24 protein-coding genes are annotated in these 21,883 nt (G+C 58.7%); 11 read left to right on the top strand and 13 right to left on the bottom strand.

Annotated features, from left to right (window positions below):
* The first annotated feature begins 253 nt into the window (after nucleotides 1-253).
* From rimO to tsaA, 6 genes are all read left to right on the top strand, one after another.
* Nucleotides 254-1,591 carry a 30S ribosomal protein S12 methylthiotransferase RimO gene (gene rimO, locus AC3ITY_RS05980; protein ID WP_108216693.1) on the top strand — a complete coding sequence of 446 codons (1,338 nt, stop codon included), beginning with the start codon at nucleotides 254-256 and terminating at the stop codon, nucleotides 1,589-1,591.
* Between the two features lie 111 nt (nucleotides 1,592-1,702).
* Nucleotides 1,703-2,176, top strand: coding sequence for a GNAT family N-acetyltransferase (locus AC3ITY_RS05975; RefSeq protein ID WP_489308098.1), 474 nt, complete (start codon nucleotides 1,703-1,705; stop codon nucleotides 2,174-2,176).
* Nucleotides 2,177-2,274: 98 nt separating this feature from the next.
* On the top strand, nucleotides 2,275-2,985 hold the full coding sequence (locus tag AC3ITY_RS05970; RefSeq protein ID WP_489308097.1) for an rRNA pseudouridine synthase: 711 nt from the start codon (nucleotides 2,275-2,277) through the stop codon (nucleotides 2,983-2,985).
* 76 nt (nucleotides 2,986-3,061) lie between these two features.
* On the top strand, nucleotides 3,062-3,532 hold the full coding sequence (locus AC3ITY_RS05965; RefSeq protein WP_046816549.1) for a YehS family protein: 471 nt from the start codon (nucleotides 3,062-3,064) through the stop codon (nucleotides 3,530-3,532).
* 215 nt (nucleotides 3,533-3,747) lie between these two features.
* Nucleotides 3,748-4,518 carry an SDR family oxidoreductase gene (locus tag AC3ITY_RS05960; RefSeq protein ID WP_489308096.1) on the top strand — a complete coding sequence of 257 codons (771 nt, stop codon included), beginning with the start codon at nucleotides 3,748-3,750 and terminating at the stop codon, nucleotides 4,516-4,518.
* A 112-nt stretch (nucleotides 4,519-4,630) separates the two neighbouring features.
* A complete protein-coding gene (gene tsaA / locus AC3ITY_RS05955; protein ID WP_489308095.1) occupies nucleotides 4,631-5,326 on the top strand; it encodes a tRNA (N6-threonylcarbamoyladenosine(37)-N6)-methyltransferase TrmO in 696 nt (231 codons plus the stop codon).
* A gap of 182 nt (nucleotides 5,327-5,508) precedes the next feature.
* Here tsaA and fpr read toward each other — a convergent pair whose 3' ends face one another.
* Complete coding sequence (fpr, locus tag AC3ITY_RS05950) at nucleotides 5,509-6,288, bottom strand: ferredoxin-NADP reductase (protein ID WP_008054100.1); 780 nt, start codon at nucleotides 6,286-6,288, stop codon at nucleotides 5,509-5,511.
* Between the two features lie 122 nt (nucleotides 6,289-6,410).
* On the opposite strand from fpr, the gene AC3ITY_RS05945 reads away from it, so the two are divergent.
* Nucleotides 6,411-7,337: a LysR family transcriptional regulator gene (locus tag AC3ITY_RS05945; protein WP_046041182.1), complete on the top strand. Its 927-nt coding sequence runs from the start codon at nucleotides 6,411-6,413 to the stop codon at nucleotides 7,335-7,337.
* Here AC3ITY_RS05945 and AC3ITY_RS05940 read toward each other — a convergent pair.
* From AC3ITY_RS05940 to AC3ITY_RS05930, 3 genes are all read right to left on the bottom strand, one after another.
* A complete protein-coding gene (locus AC3ITY_RS05940; protein ID WP_015093791.1) occupies nucleotides 7,334-7,696 on the bottom strand; it encodes a diacylglycerol kinase in 363 nt (120 codons plus the stop codon). The genes AC3ITY_RS05945 and AC3ITY_RS05940 overlap by 4 nt on opposite strands.
* 75 nt (nucleotides 7,697-7,771) lie before the next feature.
* Complete coding sequence (erdR, locus tag AC3ITY_RS05935; protein ID WP_008054094.1) at nucleotides 7,772-8,422, bottom strand: response regulator transcription factor ErdR; 651 nt, start codon at nucleotides 8,420-8,422, stop codon at nucleotides 7,772-7,774.
* A 217-nt stretch (nucleotides 8,423-8,639) separates the two neighbouring features.
* The gene (locus tag AC3ITY_RS05930; protein ID WP_489308094.1) at nucleotides 8,640-9,398 is read right to left on the bottom strand and encodes a tRNA-uridine aminocarboxypropyltransferase; all 759 of its coding nucleotides are present in this window, start codon (nucleotides 9,396-9,398) and stop codon (nucleotides 8,640-8,642) included.
* Nucleotides 9,399-9,586: 188 nt separating this feature from the next.
* Between AC3ITY_RS05930 and AC3ITY_RS05925 the strand changes: the two genes are divergently transcribed.
* Nucleotides 9,587-10,009 carry a quorum-sensing-regulated virulence factor family protein gene (locus tag AC3ITY_RS05925; protein ID WP_150727660.1) on the top strand — a complete coding sequence of 141 codons (423 nt, stop codon included), beginning with the start codon at nucleotides 9,587-9,589 and terminating at the stop codon, nucleotides 10,007-10,009.
* Here AC3ITY_RS05925 and AC3ITY_RS05920 read toward each other — a convergent pair whose 3' ends face one another.
* Nucleotides 10,010-10,204, bottom strand: coding sequence for a hypothetical protein (locus AC3ITY_RS05920; protein WP_057716151.1), 195 nt, complete (start codon nucleotides 10,202-10,204; stop codon nucleotides 10,010-10,012). It lies immediately after the preceding gene.
* Between the two features lie 481 nt (nucleotides 10,205-10,685).
* Here AC3ITY_RS05920 and AC3ITY_RS05915 point away from each other — a divergent pair, with 481 nt between their 5' ends.
* Nucleotides 10,686-11,804 carry an LOG family protein gene (locus AC3ITY_RS05915; protein WP_489308093.1) on the top strand — a complete coding sequence of 373 codons (1,119 nt, stop codon included), beginning with the start codon at nucleotides 10,686-10,688 and terminating at the stop codon, nucleotides 11,802-11,804.
* A 44-nt stretch (nucleotides 11,805-11,848) separates the two neighbouring features.
* Here the strand turns inward: AC3ITY_RS05915 and recX are convergent, their stop codons facing one another.
* The 5 genes from recX to AC3ITY_RS05890 all read right to left on the bottom strand — a co-directional run bounded on the left by recX (nucleotide 11,849) and on the right by AC3ITY_RS05890 (nucleotide 15,335).
* Nucleotides 11,849-12,316: a recombination regulator RecX gene (gene recX, locus AC3ITY_RS05910; RefSeq protein ID WP_095965054.1), complete on the bottom strand. Its 468-nt coding sequence runs from the start codon at nucleotides 12,314-12,316 to the stop codon at nucleotides 11,849-11,851.
* A gap of 8 nt (nucleotides 12,317-12,324) precedes the next feature.
* On the bottom strand, nucleotides 12,325-13,383 hold the full coding sequence (gene recA / locus AC3ITY_RS05905) for a recombinase RecA (RefSeq protein WP_489308092.1): 1,059 nt from the start codon (nucleotides 13,381-13,383) through the stop codon (nucleotides 12,325-12,327).
* Between the two features lie 83 nt (nucleotides 13,384-13,466).
* On the bottom strand, nucleotides 13,467-13,967 hold the full coding sequence (locus AC3ITY_RS05900; protein WP_489308091.1) for a CinA family protein: 501 nt from the start codon (nucleotides 13,965-13,967) through the stop codon (nucleotides 13,467-13,469).
* Between the two features lie 118 nt (nucleotides 13,968-14,085).
* The gene (locus AC3ITY_RS05895) at nucleotides 14,086-14,427 is read right to left on the bottom strand and encodes a phage holin family protein (protein ID WP_489308090.1); all 342 of its coding nucleotides are present in this window, start codon (nucleotides 14,425-14,427) and stop codon (nucleotides 14,086-14,088) included.
* A 173-nt stretch (nucleotides 14,428-14,600) separates the two neighbouring features.
* Nucleotides 14,601-15,335: a LexA family transcriptional regulator gene (locus tag AC3ITY_RS05890; RefSeq protein ID WP_489310791.1), complete on the bottom strand. Its 735-nt coding sequence runs from the start codon at nucleotides 15,333-15,335 to the stop codon at nucleotides 14,601-14,603.
* A 206-nt stretch (nucleotides 15,336-15,541) separates the two neighbouring features.
* Here AC3ITY_RS05890 and mutS point away from each other — a divergent pair, with 206 nt between their 5' ends.
* Both mutS and fdxA read left to right on the top strand, forming a co-directional pair.
* Nucleotides 15,542-18,121 carry a DNA mismatch repair protein MutS gene (gene mutS / locus AC3ITY_RS05885; RefSeq protein WP_489308089.1) on the top strand — a complete coding sequence of 860 codons (2,580 nt, stop codon included), beginning with the start codon at nucleotides 15,542-15,544 and terminating at the stop codon, nucleotides 18,119-18,121.
* A gap of 142 nt (nucleotides 18,122-18,263) precedes the next feature.
* Nucleotides 18,264-18,587 carry a ferredoxin FdxA gene (fdxA, locus tag AC3ITY_RS05880; RefSeq protein ID WP_150727667.1) on the top strand — a complete coding sequence of 108 codons (324 nt, stop codon included), beginning with the start codon at nucleotides 18,264-18,266 and terminating at the stop codon, nucleotides 18,585-18,587.
* Nucleotides 18,588-19,058: 471 nt separating this feature from the next.
* Here the strand turns inward: fdxA and rpoS are convergent, their stop codons facing one another.
* The 3 genes from rpoS to AC3ITY_RS05865 all read right to left on the bottom strand — a co-directional run bounded on the left by rpoS (nucleotide 19,059) and on the right by AC3ITY_RS05865 (nucleotide 21,877).
* Complete coding sequence (gene rpoS / locus AC3ITY_RS05875; protein ID WP_007990225.1) at nucleotides 19,059-20,066, bottom strand: RNA polymerase sigma factor RpoS; 1,008 nt, start codon at nucleotides 20,064-20,066, stop codon at nucleotides 19,059-19,061.
* Nucleotides 20,067-20,171: 105 nt separating this feature from the next.
* Entirely contained in the window at nucleotides 20,172-21,029 is an 858-nt protein-coding gene (locus tag AC3ITY_RS05870) for a peptidoglycan DD-metalloendopeptidase family protein (RefSeq protein ID WP_489308088.1), read from the bottom strand.
* A 212-nt stretch (nucleotides 21,030-21,241) separates the two neighbouring features.
* The gene (locus tag AC3ITY_RS05865) at nucleotides 21,242-21,877 is read right to left on the bottom strand and encodes a protein-L-isoaspartate(D-aspartate) O-methyltransferase (protein WP_185754794.1); all 636 of its coding nucleotides are present in this window, start codon (nucleotides 21,875-21,877) and stop codon (nucleotides 21,242-21,244) included.
* Between the last annotated feature and the right edge of the window lie 6 nt (nucleotides 21,878-21,883).

Below are 21,883 nucleotides of genomic sequence, written 5' to 3'. Positions count from 1 at the left end.
AGCACTATGCTTTGTCGTGCAGCATGCGCTGTTTTACTTCACGTTACAGACGTTTTGTTGACAGTAAAAAATCAGTAAAGCGTAACGGCGCGAAGCATAGCGCAGCACTCGTCGTATTTCCCTGCATAAAGCTGGTCAAGTGAACGACTCATCGCTAGAATTGCGCACTTTTTGATCAGAGGCGCAGTTCAAGCGCCCGTCCGTCGGTTTTGCCCTGCCCGGCAAGCGGCGTCACAAAATACCGAGGTTAGACATGTCCACCACTCCTGCGCCGGCCAATCCAAAGGTTGGCTTCGTATCCCTGGGTTGCCCCAAAGCACTGGTCGACTCCGAGCGCATCCTTACCCAGCTGCGCATGGAAGGCTATGACGTGGTGTCCACCTACCAGGACGCCGACGTCGTGGTAGTCAACACGTGCGGCTTCATCGATTCGGCCAAGGCCGAGTCCCTGGAAGTGATCGGCGAAGCCATCAAGGAAAACGGCAAGGTCATCGTGACCGGCTGCATGGGCGTCGATGAAGGCAACATTCGCAACGTACACCCGAGCGTGCTGGCCGTAACCGGTCCGCAGCAGTACGAGCAAGTGGTCAATGCCGTGCACGAAGTCGTGCCGCCACGCCAGGACCACAACCCGCTGATCGACCTGGTGCCACCACAAGGCATCAAGCTGACCCCGCGCCACTACGCCTACCTGAAGATTTCCGAAGGCTGTAACCACAGCTGCAGCTTCTGCATCATCCCGTCGATGCGCGGCAAACTGGTCAGCCGTCCGGTGGGCGACGTACTCGACGAGGCCCAGCGCCTGGTCAAGTCCGGCGTCAAAGAGCTGTTGGTGATCTCCCAGGACACCAGCGCCTATGGCGTCGACGTGAAATACCGCACCGGTTTCTGGAACGGCGCGCCAGTGAAAACCCGCATGACCGAACTCTGCGAAGCCCTGAGTACCCTCGGCGTCTGGGTTCGCCTGCACTACGTTTATCCGTACCCGCACGTTGACGAGCTGATTCCGCTGATGGCCGCCGGCAAGATCCTGCCGTACCTGGACATCCCGTTCCAGCACGCCAGCCCGAAAGTACTGAAGTCAATGAAACGCCCGGCCTTCGAAGACAAGACCCTGGCGCGGATCAAGAACTGGCGCGAGATCTGCCCGGACCTGATCATCCGTTCGACCTTCATCGTCGGCTTCCCGGGCGAGACCGAAGAAGACTTCCAGTACCTGCTGAACTGGCTGACCGAAGCCCAGCTCGACCGCGTCGGCTGCTTCCAGTACTCGCCAGTAGAAGGCGCACCGGCCAATGACCTGGACCTGGAAGTCGTCCCGGACGACGTCAAGCAGGACCGCTGGGAGCGCTTCATGGCGCACCAGCAGGCCATCAGCTCGGCGCGCCTGCAAATGCGCATCGGCCGTGAGATCGAAGTGCTGGTCGATGAAGTCGACGAGCAAGGCGCAGTGGGCCGCTGCTTCTTCGATGCCCCGGAAATCGACGGCAACGTATTCATCGACAACGGCAGCAACCTGAAGCCGGGCGACAAGGTCTGGTGCAAAGTGACCGACGCCGACGAATACGATCTGTGGGCTGAACAGATCTAAACGTAAAAAATACGCAAAGCCCCGCTCTCTTGACGAGATGCGGGGCTTTTTTACGGCTATTGTTTGAGGTTGAAAGGACTCACATCACTCACGCATTAGGGGCAGACAGGCATGCGTCAGCATTCGGTCATCCACACGCCGAAACTCGGCGACTACGAAGAATTGACCCGGGTCTGGGAGGCCTCGGTACGCGCCACCCACGACTTTCTGCCGGACAGCTACATCGAGCTGCTGAAAAACCTGGTGCTGACTCGCTACCTCGACTCGGTGATGCTGATCTGCACCAAGGATTCGAGCCAGCGCATCACCGGGTTCGCCGGCGTCGCGGCCGGCAAGATCGAAATGCTCTTCATCGACCCGGACCATCGCGGCCAGGGCCTGGGCAAGAAATTGCTGCGCTATGCCCTGGAACACCTGAACGCCTGCGAACTGGACGTCAACGAACAGAACCCGCAAGCCCTCGGCTTTTACTTCAAGCAGGGCTTCGAGATCATCGGTCGATCGGAAGTCGATGGCATGGGGCAGCCGTATCCGTTGTTGCACATGCGTATGCGCCAGGTTGAAAAACTCACGCGCAATGGCTGATACACCATAAAACCAAAAAACCATGTACTGAAATGGAACCGGGATTAACCGGCGCCAGGCAGGTACAATGCCCACCCCCTTTTTGTTACGGCCCTGACATGACTGACCCGATTCGTCTCTCCAAACGCCTCATCGAACTCGTCGGCTGTTCCCGTCGGGAGGCTGAGCTGTTCATCGAGGGCGGCTGGGTCACCGTCGACGGTGCGGTCATCGACGAGCCGCAATTCAAGGTCGACACCCAGAAAGTCGAGCTTGATCCCGAAGCCAAGGCCACTGCACCGGAACCGGTGACCCTGCTGCTGAACGTGCCAGCCGGCATGGACGCAGACACCGCCATGGCCACCCTCGGCGCCGAGACCCTGAGCGAAGAGCACCGTTACGGCAAGCGCCCTTTGCGCGGGCACTTCCTGCGCCTGACCGCCAGTACCGACCTGCAGGCCAACGCCAGCGGGCTGCTGGTGTTCACCCAGGACTGGAAAATCCTGCGCAAGCTCACCGCCGACTCCAGCAAGATCGAGCAGGAGTATGTGGTCGAGGTTGAGGGTGAGATGGTGGCTCACGGCCTGAACCGCCTGAACCACGGCCTGACCTACAAGGGCAAGGAGCTGCCGGCGGTCAAGGCCAGCTGGCAGAACGAGAACCGCCTGCGCTTTGCCATGAAGAACCCGCAACCGGGCATCATCGCCCTGCTTTGCCAGGCGGTCGGCCTCAAGGTCGTCGCCATCCGTCGCATCCGCATCGGCGGCGTGTCCATCGGCAAGGTGCCGGTGGGGCAATGGCGCTACCTGTCCGGCAAAGAGAAGTTCTGAGGCTTTTCTCGCCGCCACACATTCCGGCGCCGCGCCTGGCTGCGACGCCCATAGCTGAATTATCAGGACTGCTCACATGATTCATAACGACGTACTGCGCAGCGTGCGCTACATGCTCGACATCAGCGACAAGAAAGTCATCGAGATCATCAAGCTCGGCGGCATGGACGTGACCCTGCCGGACCTGCTGACCTACCTCGACAAGAAAGAGGAAGACGAGGAAGGCTTCGTGCGTTGCCCGGACGAAGTCATGGCGCACTTCCTCGACGGCCTGGTGATCTTCAAGCGCGGCAAGGACGAAAGCCGTCCGCCGCAGCCGATCGAAGTACCGGTGACCAACAACATCATCTTGAAAAAGCTGCGGGTGGCGTTCGAGCTGAAAGAAGACGACATGCACGCGATCCTCAAGGCTGCCGAGTTCCCGGTGTCCAAGCCTGAGCTGAGCGCACTGTTTCGCAAGTTCGGCCACACCAACTATCGCCCGTGCGGCGACCAGTTGCTGCGCAACTTCCTCAAAGGCCTGACCCTGCGCGTTCGCCCGCAGTAATCCCCGAGGCTGCCCCCATCCTGTAGGAGCTGGCTTGCCAGCGAAGAACTCAATAACGCCGCGGTGATCCAGTCAATCCGCGTTATCGTTAACGACCATCGCTGGCAAGCCAGCTCCTACACAGTCGTATGGCCTCCCATTCCGAACAAAAATAGTGGCTCCGCTTCTGGCGGCTGACGACTAGGTTGTAAAGACCTCAGTTCTCAGGACTCACCATGCACCCCTACTTTTCCCTGCAAGGCCGCACCGCCCTGGTGACCGGCGGCACCCGTGGTATCGGCAAGATGATCGTCAAGGCCTACGTCGAGGCCGGCGCCACCGTGTACGTCTGCGCCCGAGACGTCGAAGCCTGCCAGCAAACCGCTGAGGAACTCGGTGCACTTGGCCGCTGCCGCGCCATCGCGGCGAACCTCGCCACCGAAGAGGGCGTCCTGCAACTGGCCACGCGCCTGGGCGAGCAGATCACTCATCTGGACATCCTGGTGAACAATGCCGGCACCACCTGGGGCGCGCCACTGGAAAGCTACCCAATCAAGGGCTGGGAGAAGGTCATGCAGCTCAACGTGACCTCGGTGTTCAACTGCATCCAGCAATTCCTGCCCCTGCTGCGCAAGGCCGGTTCCGAAGCGAATCCGGCGCGGATCATCAATATCGGATCGGTGGCCGGGATTTCCTCCTTCGGCGAGCAGGCGTATGCCTACGGGCCGAGCAAGGCTGCGTTGCACCAACTGTCGAGGATTCTTGCGCGCGAACTGGTTAGCCAGCACATCAACGTCAATGTGATCGCCCCGGGGCGCTTTCCGAGCAAGATGACCCAGCACATCGGCAATGATGAACAGGCGCTGGCGCAGGATACGGCGTTGATCCCGATGAAGCGTTGGGGGCGCGAGGAAGAGATGGCGGCGCTGGCGATCAGTCTGGCGAGCACTGCCGGAGCCTATATGACCGGAAATATTATTCCTTTGGATGGCGGATTCAGTCTCTAGATCGGCAGTGCGGCCATCGCGGGCAAGCCCGCGAAGAGGCCGGGGCAGTCACCACCTGACTTGAGCTGGTCGGGTTATCATGCCCACCCTCTTCCCGCCTCGACCCCAAACCATGACCTACAGCGTTTCCCCCATCGGCTTCGTGCGCTCCTGCTTCAAGGAGAAGTTCGCCATTCCGCGCCAACCGCAACTGGCCCCGGCCGCCCGTGGGGTGCTGGAACTGGTGGCACCGTTCGATCAAGGGGATGCGGTGCAGGGCCTGGAGCAGGTCAGCCACGTGTGGCTGCTGTTCCTGTTCCACAAGGCCCTGGAGGAAAAGCCTCGCTTGAAGGTCCGCCCTCCTCGTCTCGGCGGCAACAAGTCCATGGGCGTATTCGCCACCCGCGCCACCCACCGCCCCAATGGCATCGGGCAGTCGGTGGTGAAACTGGACAAGGTCGAAGCCGGCCGGTTGTGGATCTCGGGCATCGATCTGCTGGATGGCACGCCGATTCTCGATATCAAACCCTACGTGCCCTACGCCGACATCATCGACACAGCCTCCAACAGCATCGCCAGCGCCGCGCCGCAACTGATTCCCGTGCAGTGGACGGACACAGCGCTGCAACAGGCTCACGAGCACGCCCAGCGCCTTGCAGAGCCTTTGGTTGAGTTGATCGAGCAATGCCTGGCGCAAGATCCGCGCCCGGCCTATCAAACGCCTGCACCCGAGCGGGAATACGGCGCGCAATTCTGGGATCTGGATGTGCGTTGGCACTATCCCGAAGTAAACGAGATCCGGGTTCTGGAAGTCATCCCCGTAAAATAAGCCCGGAAACGAAAAAAAGCCCGCGTCACCTTCTCAGGTCACGCAGGCTTTCTTTGTACTACGCGGCAACCGTAGGAGCTGGCTTGCCAGCGAAGGATCTGACAACACCACGTTTACCCGGTAAACACGCGTTATCGTTGACGACCATCGCGAGCAAGCTCGCTCCTACACGTGACCTGCGGTCACTTCTCGACGAACGCACGCTCGATCAGGTAATCACCCGGCTCGCGCATCCGCGGCGAAACCTTCAGGCCGAAGCTGTTCAGCACTTCGCTGGTCTCGTCGAGCATGCTCGGGCTACCGCACAGCATGGCGCGGTCGTCTTGCGGGTTGATCGGCGGCAGACCGATGTCGCTGAACAGCTTGCCGCTGCGCATCAGGTCGGTCAGACGACCTTCGTTCTCGAACGGCTCACGGGTCACGGTCGGGTAGTAGATCAACTTGTCACGCAGCGCGTCGCCGAAGAACTCGTTCTGCGGCAGGTGCTCGGTGATGAACTCGCGGTAAGCGACTTCGTTGACGTAACGCACGCCGTGGCACAGGATCACTTTTTCGAAACGCTCGTAGGTTTCCGGATCCTGGATGACGCTCATGAACGGCGCCAGACCGGTACCGGTGCTGAGCAGGTACAAATGTTTGCCAGGCTTCAAGTCATCCAGTACCAGCGTGCCGGTAGGCTTCTTGCTGATGATGATCTCGTCGCCTTCCTTCAGATGCTGCAACTGCGAAGTCAGCGGACCATCAGGCACCTTGATGCTGAAGAACTCGAGATGCTCTTCCCAGTTCGGGCTGGCAATCGAGTAAGCGCGCATAAGCGGGCGGCCGTTGGGCTGTTGCAGGCCGATCATCACGAACTGACCGTTCTCGAAGCGCAGGCCCGGATCACGGGTGCACTTGAAGCTGAACAGAGTGTCGTTCCAGTGATGAACACTGAGGACACGCTCGTGGTTCATGTTGCTCATGTACGTGGGACTCCTGGAGATTTTGCCTGCGCCAGTGATATGCGCAATTGCATCGCATTCTAAAGGCAGAGACAATATCTGTTAAATGGATTATTAAGATAAGGGTTATCGGTTATATCGATATGCGATTTACTCTCCGTCAACTTCAAGTATTCGTCGCCGTCGCCCAGCAGGAAAGCGTATCCCGTGCCGCGGGCCTGCTCAACCTCTCGCAATCGGCGGCGAGCACCTCGATCACCGAACTGGAGCGCCAGTGCAGCTGCCAGTTGTTCGACCGTGCCGGCAAACGGTTGAGCCTCAACGCCCTCGGCAAACAGCTGTTGCCGCAAGCGGTGGCACTGCTGGACCAGGCCAAGGAAATCGAAGACCTGCTCAATGGAAAATCCGGTTTCGGCTCACTAGCCGTGGGCGCGACCCTGACCATCGGCAACTACCTGGCCACGTTGCTGATCGGCAGCTTCATGCAGCGCCATCCGGAAAGCCAGGTGAAGCTGCATGTGCAGAACACTGCCAATATCGTGCAACAAGTGGCCCACTATGAAATTGATCTGGGTCTAATCGAAGGCGACTGCAGCCACCCGGACATCGAAGTGCAAAGCTGGGTCGAGGACGAACTGGTGGTGTTTTGCGCCCCTCAGCATCCGTTGGCCAAGCGCGGCACGGCCACCATGGACGAGTTGAGCCACGAAGCCTGGATCTTGCGCGAACAGGGTTCGGGCACGCGATTGACCTTCGATCAAGCCATGCGCCATCACCGCACTTCGTTAAACATCCGCCTCGAGCTTGAGCACACCGAAGCGATCAAACGCGCGGTGGAGTCTGGTTTGGGGATTGGCTGCATTTCCAGGCTGGCTTTGCGCGACGCATTCCGCCGCGGCAGCCTGGTGCCTGTCGAGACGCCGGATCTGGATCTGGCGCGACAGTTTTATTTCATCTGGCATAAACAGAAATATCAGACCTCGGCGATGCGCGAGTTCCTCGATCTGTGCCGCGCCTTCACCGCCGGGGTTCAGCGCAGCGACGAGATCGTGCTGCCGACGATCGCCTAGAGCAGAATCACCGCCCACACCAGGGCAATCATGCTCAATGCCACGAACTGGGCGGCACTGCCCATGTCCTTGGCATTCTTGGACAGCGGGTGTCGCTCAAGGGAAATGCGGTCGATGGCCGCTTCCACTGCCGAGTTGAGCAACTCGACGATCAACGCCAACAGGCATACTGCGATCAACAACGCCTGCTCGACCCGGCTGACATTCAGGAAGAACGACAAAGGAATCAGGATGACGTTGAGCAATACCAATTGCCGAAAGGCGGCTTCACCGGTGAAGGCTGCGCGCAGGCCGTCCAGCGAATAACCGGAGGCATTGAGGATTCGTTTCAGGCCGGTCTGGCCTTTGAAAGGTGACATAGAGTGGGCAACTGGCAAAAAAGAAGTGGGAAAGCTAGTTCAACCAAAGTCAAAAAAGCGTGAATTTGCCAGCTTTTAATGGCTGGAAATTGACTCAAGTTGTTGCAAGAGCAGCGCAGCCTGGGTCCGGGTCCGCACATTCAGTTTACGAAAAATCGCGGTCACGTGCGCCTTGATAGTCGCCTCGGAAACACTCAGCTCGTAGGCGATCTGCTTGTTCAGCAAGCCTTCGCAGACCATGGTCAGCACGCGGAATTGTTGCGGAGTCAGACTGGCAAGGCCTTCGCTGGCCGCCTTGGCCTCATCCGAGACGCTGACCGCTTCGAACGCCTGTGGCGGCCAGAACACGTCGCCATCGAGGACCGCACGCACGGCTTTCTGGATCACACTTAAGTCGCTGGATTTGGGAATGAAGCCACTGGCGCCGAATTCACGAGACTTGACCATGATGGTCGGCTCTTCCTGGGCCGAGACCATGACCACCGGAATCTGCGGGTACTGGCCGCGCAGCAGGACCAGCCCGGAAAAACCGTAGGCCCCCGGCATGTTCAGGTCCAGCAGTACCAGATCCCAATCGGATTTTTCCGTCAGGCGCACTTCCAGTTCGGCGATGCTCGCCACTTCCACCAGACGAACATCCGGGCCAAGGCCCAGGGTCAGCGCTTGATGCAAGGCACTACGAAAAAGTGGGTGGTCATCGGCAATCAGGATTTCGTATGTGGCCATTTTTCAAATGATCCTGTTTTCATGGGATGCCCGATGCATTCGGACCTCGCCAAAGCAAGTCAAGACACAGCCACGGAGCTGCACTGACAAGGCACGCTCAACGCAAAAAACGGCGTTGCAAATTCCGGCCGCACCCTAATCGGCGCCAAGCATGCCCAGCGAAGCCGGGGTGGTCAAGCAGCATGGCCAGTACACTTTATTGCAGTATGCGCGACAATCAGTCCATCAATGGGGTGACCGACCGGACATAGGGCATCAACTCGGCGTGCGCCGGGGTCGAAACGTTCATGTCCAACTGGTGTTTGGCGTCGAGGTAATGCTGGCTGAACACATCAAAGTAGGCATCCAGCGCCGATGCTGCGGCGACATCGCCTGCAAGGTCGAGGCACAGCGCCGCCACTTCCGCCGTGCACAGATGCTCGCTACGGGTCGAGCGGCGCAACCGGTAGCGGGAGAGTTTCTCCGGCAGCAGGCTGAGGATCGGCAATCGATCGAAATAGGGGCTCTTGCGAAAGATCTTTCGCGCTTCGGTCCAGGTCGCATCCAACAGAATGAACAACGGGCGCTTCGTGCCATCGACGTCCACGCTGTTTGTCACGCGCTCGGCCTCGACGTACTCACCCGGAAACACCAGGTAAGGCTGCCATTGCGGGTCGGACAACAGCGCCAACAACTTCGGATCGATCTCGGTACGGGACCAGATGAAGGCATGGTTGTCAGGCACCACGTCGGCGATCAGCCAACCGGTGTTGCTCGGCTTGAACACTTCCTTGTTGGTCATGATCAGGCACACGCCGGAGCGGGTAGCGACCTGCGGACGCCATGCACACAGGCAGTGGCTCTCGATCACCCGGCAATCACGGCAACGCGGGGCACGCCAGCCGCGGGCCTGAATCGGCTTGATGCCCTCCTCTTCGCGCTGATCGCGCAAGCGGGCTACGGCATTCAAGGCAAAGCGCGCGGGGGTATGACTCATAGTGGGCAACGCCCACAGAGAAGGGAAATCGACACGAAAAACACTCGACAGAGTAAAAAGTGCCAGCAGTTTACCAGACCGCCCGGCGCAAGCCTGTACCGTCCAGCCCGCCTCCCCTATAATTCGCCGCCACTGAACGCACAGCCACGTGACGGGTCCAACCCCCATCACTGAACCAGGAGAGTTTCATGCTGCGCCTTATCGTTCCTACCGCGGCCATTTTGCTGGCGTCGTCCTTCAACGCCCAGGCTGCGTCCTTGAAAGACACGGAACTGAGCAAAATGCTGCAAAACGTTGCCACCCAGAGCAGCGTCGGTACTCCACGAGCGATCAACGAAGACATCCTCGATCAAGGCTACACCGTTGAAGGCAAACAGCTGATCAACCATCTGAGCGTGCAGAGCAGCCACGCCGACAAGATGCGTGCAGACCCGAAAGCCGTGTACTTCCAGTTGGGAGCTTCTGTCTGCCGAAACGAAGGGTTTCGCAAACTGATGGCCAAGGGCGCAATCATGCGTTACGACTTCACCGAGGTGAAGACCAACCGCCCGGTCGGTTCCGCAAGCTTCCAGGAATCGGATTGCCTGCAACCGGCCAAGAAGAAAAAGTAATCACCGGGAATTGGCACGCCGTTGTTCATCTTCGGCGCGCAGTTCTGCCAGCAGCGCCTGCAAGTAATGCGAACGGCGTTCGCCACCGCGCAAACGTCGGCAGCACTCCTCTTCGAGACTCAAATGATGGGTCTCGGCTGATGACTTCAGCAATCGATACAGTTGCGTATCGATCTCCAGAACGACTCTGGCCATGGTTTCCCGCCTCCCTGCACTTCACTCATGTTTGAGCGATAAATCCTTGAACCGTTTGTACCGTGCGCCCTGCCGTTGACGCAAAGCTGTCGTGTGATACCTGTAACTTAGTAAATCAGAGTGCAGCACATGCGACGTGCGTTCAGACGAGCGGTGAAAGCACCTTGCAAATCGTCAATAAGCGGTTGCCAGGAAAGACTTTGTGGCGCAATGATCAAGACAGCGCAATTCACTGTGAAGGTCTAGATTTCAGGGTATCCACGTTCACTTTTTCAGGGCTGGAAAGGGGCTGGCCGTCGCTTGTAGTGTTGTGCGAACGTTTCTTTCATCCAAGGGAAAACAGAGCCTGTTTGGATGATCCGATGTCTTTCGGGTCAAGTAGATCGCCCAGGCATGGGCCTGGGCAGACAGCGACACATGAAGTGTCGTGGCACTGACTTACGTTGTCGGGCCGAGGGTTCTGTGCAGAAGGAGAAGTTGAATGCCTTACCAACCGAATGACCTCCTGAGCCGTCATTTTGAAGAAAGCGGCCATGACCTCATCAGCAAGGTCGAAGAACAGCTCAAGCTGATTTCACCCAACAGCCCGAACACCCCGATCTACCGCGATATGATCCTGACCGTGCTGCGCATGGCCCAGGAAGACCACAACCGCTGGAATGCCAAAATCACCCTGCAAGCCCTGCGCGAACTGGAACAGGCTTTCCGCGTGCTCGAACAATTCAAGGGGCGGCGCAAGGTCACTGTTTTCGGCTCGGCCCGTACCCCCATGGAACATCCGCTCTTCAGCATGGCCCGGGAGCTCGGTGCTGCGCTGGCGCGCTCGGACATGATGGTCATTACCGGCGCCGGTGGCGGCATCATGGCCGCCGCGCATGAGGGCGCCGGCCTGACACACAGCCTGGGCTTCAACATCACCCTGCCCTTCGAACAGCATGCCAACCCCACTGTCGACGGCACGACCAACCTGCTGCCGTTCCATTTCTTCTTCACCCGCAAGCTGTTCTTCGTCAAGGAAGCCGACGCCCTGGTACTGTGCCCGGGTGGCTTCGGTACGCTGGATGAAGCGCTGGAAGTGCTGACACTGATCCAGACCGGCAAGAGCCCATTGGTGCCAGTGGTGCTGCTCGACGCGCCGGGCGGCAAATTCTGGCAAGGCGCACTCGACTTCATTCACCAGCAACTGGAGGAAAACCACTACATCCTGCCCACTGACATGAAGCTGGTGAAACTGGTCTACAACGTCGAAGAAGCGGTAGAGCACATCAACCAGTTCTACAGTAACTTCCACTCCAGTCGCTGGCTCAAGCATCAGTTCCTGATTCGCATGAATCACACACTCAGCGACCAAGCACTCGAACACATGCAGGAGGCTTTCGCCGACCTGTGTCTGAGCGATCATTTCCATCAGCGCGCTTACAGTGGTGAGGAACATGACGAAGCCGAGTTCAGCCATCTGGCACGACTGACCTTCAACTTCAACGCTCGCAATCATGGTCGTCTGCGCGAACTTGTGGACTACATCAACCTGCCGGAAAACTGGGCACAATCAAAACCCCAGGTACAACAACGCACGCGGGAGCCGTCAAAGGTTTCGTGAGGCATAAAAAACGGCCCGCTATCGAAATAGCGGGCCGTTTCAGTTCAATCGTCCATCCCTCGACCGCTGAACAGGCGGTTGATCATTTCCATGGAGTATCCCCGATACGCCAGGAACCTGCCTTGTTTGGCTCGCTCCCGGACGTCCGCCGGCAATTGCCCGGAGAACTTGCGCCGCCAGGTGTCGGCCAGTTGCTCCTGCCAGTCGATACCACTCTCACGCAGGGCGAGTTCAATATCGGTGCGCTGCAGGCCGCGCTGGCTCAACTCTTCACGAATGCGTAAAGGGCCATAACCGGAACGGGCGCGGTAGGAAACGAAACTTTCGAGGTAACGGGTTTCGGACAACAACCCCTCTTCCGTCAACCGGTCGAGTGCTGTTTCGATCATTTCGGGGAGGGCGCCGCGCTGACGCAGTTTACGCGTCAGCTCGACACGACCGTGCTCGCGTCGTGCGAGCAGGTCCATTGCGGTTCGCCGCACCGCGACGAGTGTATCGAGTACGGCGGTCATCGCTTCGATCAGATATCAGCGTCAGCCAGGTCGCCTTCGGTCTCTTTGACCGCAGAAGCTTTGGCGTCCGCAACCGATGCAGGCGACAGCAGCTTGTCACGCAGTTGCTTCTCCAGCTTTGCCGCGACTTCCGGGTTGTCTGCCAGGAACTTGGCCGAGTTGGCCTTGCCCTGACCGATCTTGGTGCCTTCATAGGCATACCAGGCACCGGACTTCTCAACGAAACCGTGCAGAACACCCAGGTCGATCATCTCACCGTTGAGGTAGATGCCCTTGCCGTAAAGAATCTGGAACTCGGCCTGGCGGAACGGCGAAGCTACCTTGTTCTTCACAACCTTGACGCGGGTTTCGCTACCGACGACCTCATCACCTTCTTTCACCGCGCCGGTACGACGGATGTCCAGACGAACCGATGCGTAGAACTTCAGTGCGTTACCACCGGTGGTGGTTTCCGGGCTACCGAACATCACGCCGATTTTCATACGGATCTGGTTGATGAAGATCACCAGGCAGTTGGCGTTCTTGATGTTACCGGTGATTTTACGTAGTGCCTGGGACATCAGACGGGCTTGCAGGCCCACGTGCATGTCACCCATTTCGCCTTCGATTTCAGCCTTTGGCACCAGGGCGGCTACGGAGTCGACGATGATCACGTCAACCGCGTTGGAACGCACCAGCATGTCGGTGATTTCCAGGGCCTGTTCGCCGGTGTCTGGCTGGGAAACCAGCAGGTCGTCGACGTTGACACCCAGCTTGCCGGCGTACTCAGGGTCGAGGGCGTGCTCGGCGTCGACGAATGCGCAGGTCGCGCCGGCTTTTTGAGCCTGGGCGATCACGGACAAGGTCAGCGTGGTTTTACCGGAAGATTCAGGACCGTAGATTTCAACAATACGGCCTTTTGGCAGGCCGCCGATGCCGAGAGCGATGTCCAGACCCAGAGAGCCAGTGGAGATGGCCGGGATCGCCTGACGGTCCTGATCGCCCATACGCATTACGGCACCCTTGCCGAATTGACGTTCGATCTGACCCAGGGCCGCAGCCAAGGCTTTCTTCTTGTTGTCGTCCATTAAAGTCCTCACGTAATCAATAAGGCCTGACGGCCAACACCTGTATAAGTAGCCAGTATTATTCCACAGCGTTTGCGGATCGCCTACCCCCGATTTGAGATTTCTGCCGCGGCATACCGCAGCAGCCCCTCTAGCGCGGCCTTCACCGTTTGTCGGCGGACGTCATCGCGATTACCCGGGAAGTGCTGCCTCTCACAGAACACCTGGTCTCCAACGCCCCAGGCCAGCCACACCGTGCCAACCGGCTTGTTCGCCGTTCCACCATCCGGACCGGCGATACCACTGACCGCCACGGAGAAATATGCGCTATTTTTCTTCTGTGCCCCCCGGACCATGGCCTCGACCACCTCGCGGCTGACCGCGCCCACGGTGGTGAACAACTCCACCGGGACATCCAGTTGCAGGGTTTTCTGCCGGTTGGAGTAGGTGACATAACCGGCCTCGAACCAGGCCGAACTCCCGGGGATACGGGTGATTGCCTCGGCGATGCCACCGCCGGTGCAGGACTCCGCCGTGGTGACGTGGGCATTGAGAACCTGCAGGCGTCTGCCGAGTTCGGCGGCGAGCTGGGTGATTTCGTTCACGGTCATCTCCTGATCGGGCGGGATGAGGTTAACCGTACACGAGCAGACCGCACTTGCAAGCGACGTGACCGATCAAAATGTAAAGAACCAGAGGCTCTGGAAAAGGCCTGTCGGGGAATCAATCTTCGACGTCACCGGGCGGGGCATGACCGCCCCCCATACGCTTGGCCACCCAACGCTCATACAACCCTAGAACCACTTCTGTCCCGGCCATCGCCGCTAAACAACCACCCGCGCAAGCAGCCCAAATGGAAACATTGGCGGCGTGCAGCAGCATGATGACCGAGGCGCCGCAGATCATGCTGGAGCCAGACCGCAGGCTCAGGCGCCGGACAAGGGGCCAGCCACGAATGCCCTCTTTATCGGCACGCCACATTTCACCGGTAACGCCACCGAGTATTGGCAGGCTGATAACCAGCCACAGAGGCATGTCCAGCAACGCATATTGCTCAGCGGTCATTTCATGCCTCCTTGCAGTGAACGGTCGCACTGCGTTCTTGAATGGATAGGCAAGCAGATTATGCACTGATGCATATTCAGTCAATGCGTTAACGCATCAAAAAGATGATCCAATGTTTTCAGCACGCGAAAAAAACCCGCTCGGGAAGCGGGTTTTATCTGAACGCAAGGGTGTTAGCGGGCGTACATGCCCCACCAGAAGACATGTCCGAGGATAACAATCGGCTCCTCCTGGACTTCCTGAAAGGTGTAATCTTCGTCTGGATGTTCGTCACGATTGAAGCTGCGCAGACGGATTCCGGTCGGCAGGCGATACAGCTGCTTCACCCGCAATTGGCCGTTGTGATTGATTGCATAAAGGTCGCCATCAATGATCTCGCCAATGCCGCACTTGCCGGCATTGACCCCGACCGTGGCGCCGTCGCGCAGCACCGGCAACATGCTGTTGCCCCGCACCGTCACGCATTTGGCCTGGTCGAACTGCACGCCGTTATGGCGTAGGCTTCGTTTGCCGAAGCGCAGGCTGGAGCGCTCGCTCTCCTCGATGACGAATCTTCCTGATCCCGCGGCCAATTCAACCTCGCGAAGAAAGGGGACCGACACCTCGTCGTCATCGACAGGGGTATCGTCGTCCCACAGACTTATATCCTTGAGTTCCGAATGCACTGGAGCGCGCCCGGCATTTGCAGCAGGCGCGACGTCCGCGCGGCCACGCAACTGGTCGGTACTCACGGAAAAATAGTCGGCAATTTTCGAAATATGCCTATCCGAAGGATCGACTATTTTCCCGCTGAGAATGCGCGAGAGCGTGGATTGAGGCACGCCGGTTCGACGGTGAAGCTCCGTGGGGGAGATCCCGTGCTGATCGAGCAATGCTCTTAATACGGTAGATACGTTGCGTTTTTGCATAACGTGCATAGTGCTTGCTCTTCTCGAAGAAGACAATGCCGATTTGCATAACCCATGCATATCCAGATTTTAAATGGCAAAGGAGTCACCCGGCCGCGATGCCTGCGTCGGGTAGACCGCCCATGGTAACCTTGCGCCCATCGCGGTAAAGCCCGGCCATTGCCCCGCTTTACCCCACCTCTTTCAACGAGCTTCCTGACAATCCGATGAATAAAGCCGTCTCCGACCTGTCCTCCCACACCCCGATGATGCAGCAGTACTGGCGCCTGAAAAACCAGCACCCGGACCAGCTGATGTTCTACCGCATGGGCGACTTCTACGAGATCTTCTATGAAGACGCGAAGAAGGCCGCCAAGTTGCTGGACATCACCCTGACGGCCCGTGGGCAGTCGGCTGGCCAGGCGATTCCGATGTGCGGGATTCCTTACCACGCCGCCGAGGGTTACCTGGCCAAACTGGTGAAGCTTGGCGAATCGGTGGTGATCTGCGAGCAGGTCGGCGACCCGGCCACCAGCAAAGGGCCGGTGGAGCGGCAGGTGGTGCGCATCATCACGCCGGGGACGGTGAGTGACGAGGCGCTGCTCGACGAGCGTCGGGACAACCTGATCGCCGCCGTTCTGGGTGATGAGCGCCTGTTTGGCCTGGCGGTGCTGGACATCACCAGTGGCAATTTCAGCGTGCTGGAAATCAAGGGTTGGGAAAACCTGCTGGCGGAACTGGAGCGGGTCAACCCGGTGGAACTGCTGATTCCGGATGACTGGCCCAAGGACTTGCCGGCGGAAAAACGCCGCGGCGTGCGTCGCCGTGCACCCTGGGATTTCGAGCGCGATTCGGCGCTCAAAAGCCTGTGCCAGCAATTCTCGACCCAGGATCTCAAAGGCTTTGGCTGCGAAAACCTGACCCTGGCGATCGGCGCCGCCGGTTGTCTGCTGGCCTACGCCAAGGAAACCCAGCGCACCGCCCTGCCCCATTTGCGCAGCCTGCGTCATGAGCGCCTGGACGACACCGTGGTGCTCGATGGCGCCAGCCGTCGCAACCTGGAGCTCGACACCAACCTGGCCGGCGGCCGCGACAACACTCTGCAATCGGTGGTGGACCGTTGCCAGACCGCCATGGGCAGCCGCCTGCTGACCCGCTGGCTGAATCGCCCATTACGCGATTTGACGGTGCTGTTGGCGCGTCAGACTTCGATCACTTGCCTGCTCGACGGTTACCGCTTCGAAAGACTGCAACCGCAACTCAAGGAAATCGGTGACATCGAACGGATTCTTGCGCGGATCGGCCTGCGCAATGCCCGCCCGCGCGACCTCGCCCGTTTGCGTGACGCCCTCGGCGCACTACCTGAACTGCAAGTGGCAATGACGGAGCTCGAAGCCCCGCACCTCCAGCAACTCGCCACCATCACCAGCACCTACCCGGAACTGGCGGCACTGCTGGAAAAAGCCATCATCGACAACCCGCCCGCAGTCATTCGGGACGGCGGCGTGCTGAAAACCGGCTACGACAGCGAACTCGACGATCTGCAGTCACTCAGCGAAAACGCCGGGCAATTCCTGATCGACCTCGAGGCACGGGAAAAGGCCCGCACCGGCCTGTCGCACCTGAAGGTCGGTTACAACCGCATCCACGGTTACTTCATCGAGCTGCCAAGCAAGCAGGCGGAATCGGCACCGGCCGACTATATTCGCCGCCAGACGCTCAAAGGCGCCGAGCGTTTCATTACGCCGGAACTCAAGGCGTTCGAAGACAAGGCACTGTCAGCCAAGAGCCGCGCCCTGGCTCGTGAGAAGATGCTGTACGAAGCACTGCTCGAAGACCTGATCAGCCAGCTGCCACCGCTGCAGGACACCGCCGGCGCCCTGGCCGAGCTGGACGTCTTGAGCAACCTTGCCGAACGTGCACTGAACCTCGACCTGAACTGCCCGCGCTTCGTCAGCGAACCCTGCATGCGCATCAGCCAGGGTCGTCACCCGGTGGTCGAACAAGTGCTGACCACGCCGTTCGTGGCCAACGACCTGAGCCTGGACGACAACACCCGCATGCTGGTGATCACCGGCCCGAACATGGGCGGTAAATCCACCTACATGCGTCAGACCGCCTTGATCGTGCTCCTGGCGCACATCGGCAGCTTCGTGCCGGCAGCCAGTTGCGAACTGTCGCTGGTCGACCGCATCTTCACCCGGATCGGCTCCAGCGATGACCTGGCCGGCGGGCGTTCGACCTTCATGGTGGAAATGAGCGAAACCGCGAACATTCTGCACAACGCCACCGAGCGCAGCCTGGTACTGATGGACGAAGTCGGGCGCGGCACCAGCACCTTCGACGGTCTGTCCCTGGCATGGGCGGCGGCCGAGCGCCTGGCACATCTGCGTGCCTACACGCTGTTCGCCACCCACTACTTTGAACTGACCGTCCTGCCGGAAGCCCAGCCGCTGGTGGCCAACGTGCACCTCAATGCCACCGAGCACAACGAACGCATCGTGTTCCTGCACCACGTGCTGCCCGGGCCGGCCAGTCAGAGTTATGGCCTGGCCGTTGCGCAGCTGGCAGGCGTACCAAGCGAGGTCATCACCCGTGCTCGCGAGCATTTGAGCCGCCTGGAAGACACCGCCCTGCCCCATGAAACACCTGTACCGGCCAAAGGCAAACCGGCCGCACCGCTGCAAAGCGACCTGTTTGCCAGCCTGCCGCATCCAGTGCTGGATGACTTGGCCAAGCTCGACCTGGACAACATGACGCCACGTCGTGCTCTCGAAATGCTCTATACACTAAAGACACGGATCTAACGCAGCGGCTTGCAAGCTGTTAGAATCTCGCGCGGTTTGGGATGCTGCTGGCTAATAGCCTGGCCAGCAGACTATCGCTCCCGAACCTGGCGACCCCTACGAGAAGGGGCGCAGCAAGCCGCGCCTGAGGAGAAAATTAGAAATGACCTTCGTCGTCACCGACAACTGCATCAAGTGCAAGTACACCGACTGCGTAGAAGTCTGTCCGGTGGACTGCTTTTACGAAGGCCCGAATTTCCTGGTGATTCACCCGGATGAGTGCATCGATTGCGCGCTGTGCGAACCTGAATGCCCTGCTGTGGCAATCTTTTCCGAAGATGAGGTTCCAGCCGGCATGGAGAACTTCATCGAGCTGAACGCTGAGTTGGCCGATATCTGGCCGAACATCACCGAGAAGAAAGATTCGATGCCCGACGCTGAAGAGTGGGATGGCAAGAAAGGCAAGATCGCAGACCTCGAACGCTGATTACCCCCGCGTTCGCGAAAAAGGCCCCACAAGGGCCTTTTTGCTTTTCTGCAGGCAAAAAAAGGGGCGGTTTGACCCGCCCACATTTTTTCCCTATTCCCTGTGTTCCTTTTCATCGTCCTGATGAATCGCGTCCTGCGATATCCATTTCCCTCATCCTTGAAGGACGTGTCTGTCCATCGACACAACCTGAATACTAGACCTTTCCCCGCCTGGATCAATCGCCCTTTGGCGCGAAATCCAACTGTCACACGTCATTAATAATAAAAAATAGTTATACAAATCAAAAAGATAGCGACAATCAGCGTTCAGCATGGACGACTGCCAGAGTGTAAAAATAACGAACACTTACGCAAGAGTAAGCCAAGGCTTACAGCACGAAACCAAAATCCCGAGGGGATTCGGTCTTCTGGCCAGACAATAAAAAACCCCGATCCAGTCGGGGTTTTTAATGCCATCGCAGTGAGCGCCTTATTGGAACAGCGACTCGCTCGACAGACCATTTTTTTCCAGGATCTCGCGCAGCCGCTTCAAGCCTTCCACCTGAATCTGTCTTACCCGCTCCCGGGTCAGGCCGATTTCCAGGCCTACGTCTTCAAGGGTGCTGCTTTCATGACCGCGCAGGCCAAAGCGGCGTACAACCACTTCGCGCTGCTTGTCGGTCAGTTCCGAGAGCCATTGATCGATGCTCTGGGACAGGTCGTCGTCCTGCAACAGTTCGCATGGATCGGTTGGACGGTCGTCAGTCAGGGTATCCAGCAGGGTTTTGTCCGAATCCGGACCCAGCGAGACGTCGACCGAAGAAACCCGTTCGTTAAGGCCGAGCATACGCTTGACCTCTCCCACCGGTTTTTCCAACAGGTTGGCGATTTCTTCGGGTGAGGGTTCATGGTCGAGTTTTTGCGTCAGCTCCCGCGCGGCCCGCAGGTACACATTCAGCTCTTTGACCACATGGATCGGCAGCCGGATGGTCCGGGTCTGATTCATGATTGCGCGTTCGATGGTCTGGCGAATCCACCAGGTCGCGTAGGTCGAGAAGCGGAAACCGCGTTCCGGATCGAACTTCTCCACCGCCCGGATCAAGCCGAGGTTGCCCTCTTCGATCAGGTCCAGCAGCGACAGCCCACGATTGACGTAACGCCGGGCGATTTTCACCACCAGCCGCAGGTTACTTTCAATCATGCGTTTGCGCCCGGCCGGATCGCCACTTTGCGACAGGCGCGCAAAATGAACTTCTTCTTCGGGTGACAGCAGGGGGGAGAAACCAATTTCATTGAGATACAGCTGCGTAGCATCAAGTGCCCGCGTGTAGTCAATGTACTTGTGTTGTTTCAAGGATGCGGAGTGTTTGGATTTGGCACGAACGGAAGGTGGAGCCGCCCCTTCATCATTCGACATCGAATCCGTATCGATGCTGCTCTCCATTAGGAGAACCTCATCGTCGATGTCAAACTCCGGCACTTCTTTACTGAGAGCCATTGTTATAGTCCTTTGGTGAGTTCGACCTCAAGCTCAAGCGGCGCCTTCATCCCTGGCAACGCTGGAGCCTGTCCCCTCTACGCGACGGAACAGGCTGGTAAGCGATCAACGACGTGGCAGGAATTGCAGCGGATCTACAGGTTTACCCTGGCGGCGAATCTCAAAATGCAGTTTCACCCGGTCTGTACCCGTTGACCCCATTTCGGCAATTGTCTGTCCGACCTTGACCTGCTGCCCCTCCCGAACCAACAGCCTGCGGTTATGTCCGTAGGCACTGACGTAAGTTTCGCTGTGTTTGATGATCACTAATTCGCCGTAGCCCCTTAAGCCACTCCCGGCATACACCACCGTCCCATCAGACGCAGCTAAAACAGGCTGTCCCAAATCTCCGGCGATATCAATTCCTTTATTCAAACTACCGTTTGAAGAGAATTTCCCGATCAGAATGCCATTAGAAGGCCACCCCCAGCCCGTCGGAGCTGGCCCGGGAGGAGGCAACGGAGCGGGTTCTGGCTTGTTGGCGACGGACGGTAAAACCGTCGTTGTGCTGGTGGTCGCACCGTTTACCGGACGACGGATGACCGTCGTTTTACTCGACGACGAAGGTGTTGAACTGGACGAACTGACCACCGCCGTCGACGTTGAATCGGTACGACCATCAAAGCGAATCGTCTGACCCGGATGAATGGTGTAAGGCGCAGCAATGTTGTTACGCGCAGCCAGGGCCTTGTAGTCCCAGCCGTAACGGAAGGCGATGGAGAACAGGGTGTCCTTGGGCCGAACGACGTATTGTCCGGTGGTTACGGCTGGACGCTGGGCCGCGGCATTGTTGCGGTCCAGGACACGAACATCGCTGGATTTGTTGCTGGAACAACCGACCAGCAAGGTGCTCAAGACAAGGCCAGTCACCAGGCGCTGAAAGCTCGTTTTACTCATACGCTGCGCAATGACTGTGAGACTCACCCGCCGCTCCCTCTGTGGTGGCTGAAAATGTGAAATACCGGAGTCCGGCAATGAACTGTCGCAAGTATAACGAGCCGTGCACGCTTTACCTTTAATGTGGCGAATCGGTGTCGCGCACACGTTTGCTGCCTGACGATGAATCCCGTTCAACCGAACGATGCCGCTGTAAGACAAAGGCAATCGAAGAGAATTCAGCGTGCCAAAACAAATGCTCAGGCCAGTGGCCCATTGAGCAATGGCACGAAGCGCACAGCCCCCAGAACATGCCTGGAAAAACCTTGTTCCTCGCGGACGATCAGCATCAATTGCTGGACTTCGCCGGCCCCGACCGGGATCACCATCCGACCTCCCGGTGCCAACTGGTCAAGCAGAGCCTGGGGCACATCGGTGGCCACTGCGGTGACGATAATCCCGTTGTACGGCGCCAGTGCCGGCCAGCCTTCCCAGCCGTCGCCCCAGCGGAACACCACGTTGCGCAAGTTCAGTTCGACCAGGCGCTCCTTTGCCCGATCCTGCAGAACCTTGATGCGCTCGACCGAGAACACACGCTCGACCAGTTGCGACAGCACCGCCGTCTGATAACCCGACCCGGTGCCGATCTCCAGCACCTTGTCGAGGGGACCGGCCTCCAGCAGCAGCTCGCTCATGCGCGCCACCATATAAGGCTGGGAGATGGTCTGGTTGTTACCAATCGGCAGCGCCGTGTCTTCATAGGCACGGTGCGCCAGCGCTTCGTCGACGAACAGGTGGCGCGGGGTCCGGCGAATGACCTCCAGCACCCTGGCGTTGGAGATGCCTTCCTCGTACAGGCGCTGGATCAGCCGCTCCCGGGTTCGCTGGGAGGTCATGCCGAT

The sequence above is a fragment of the Pseudomonas sp. GL_091 genome, assembly GCF_057837725.1.
The sequence above is the reverse complement of the archived record's forward strand: the minus strand, read 5'-3'. Positions and strand labels throughout refer to the sequence as shown.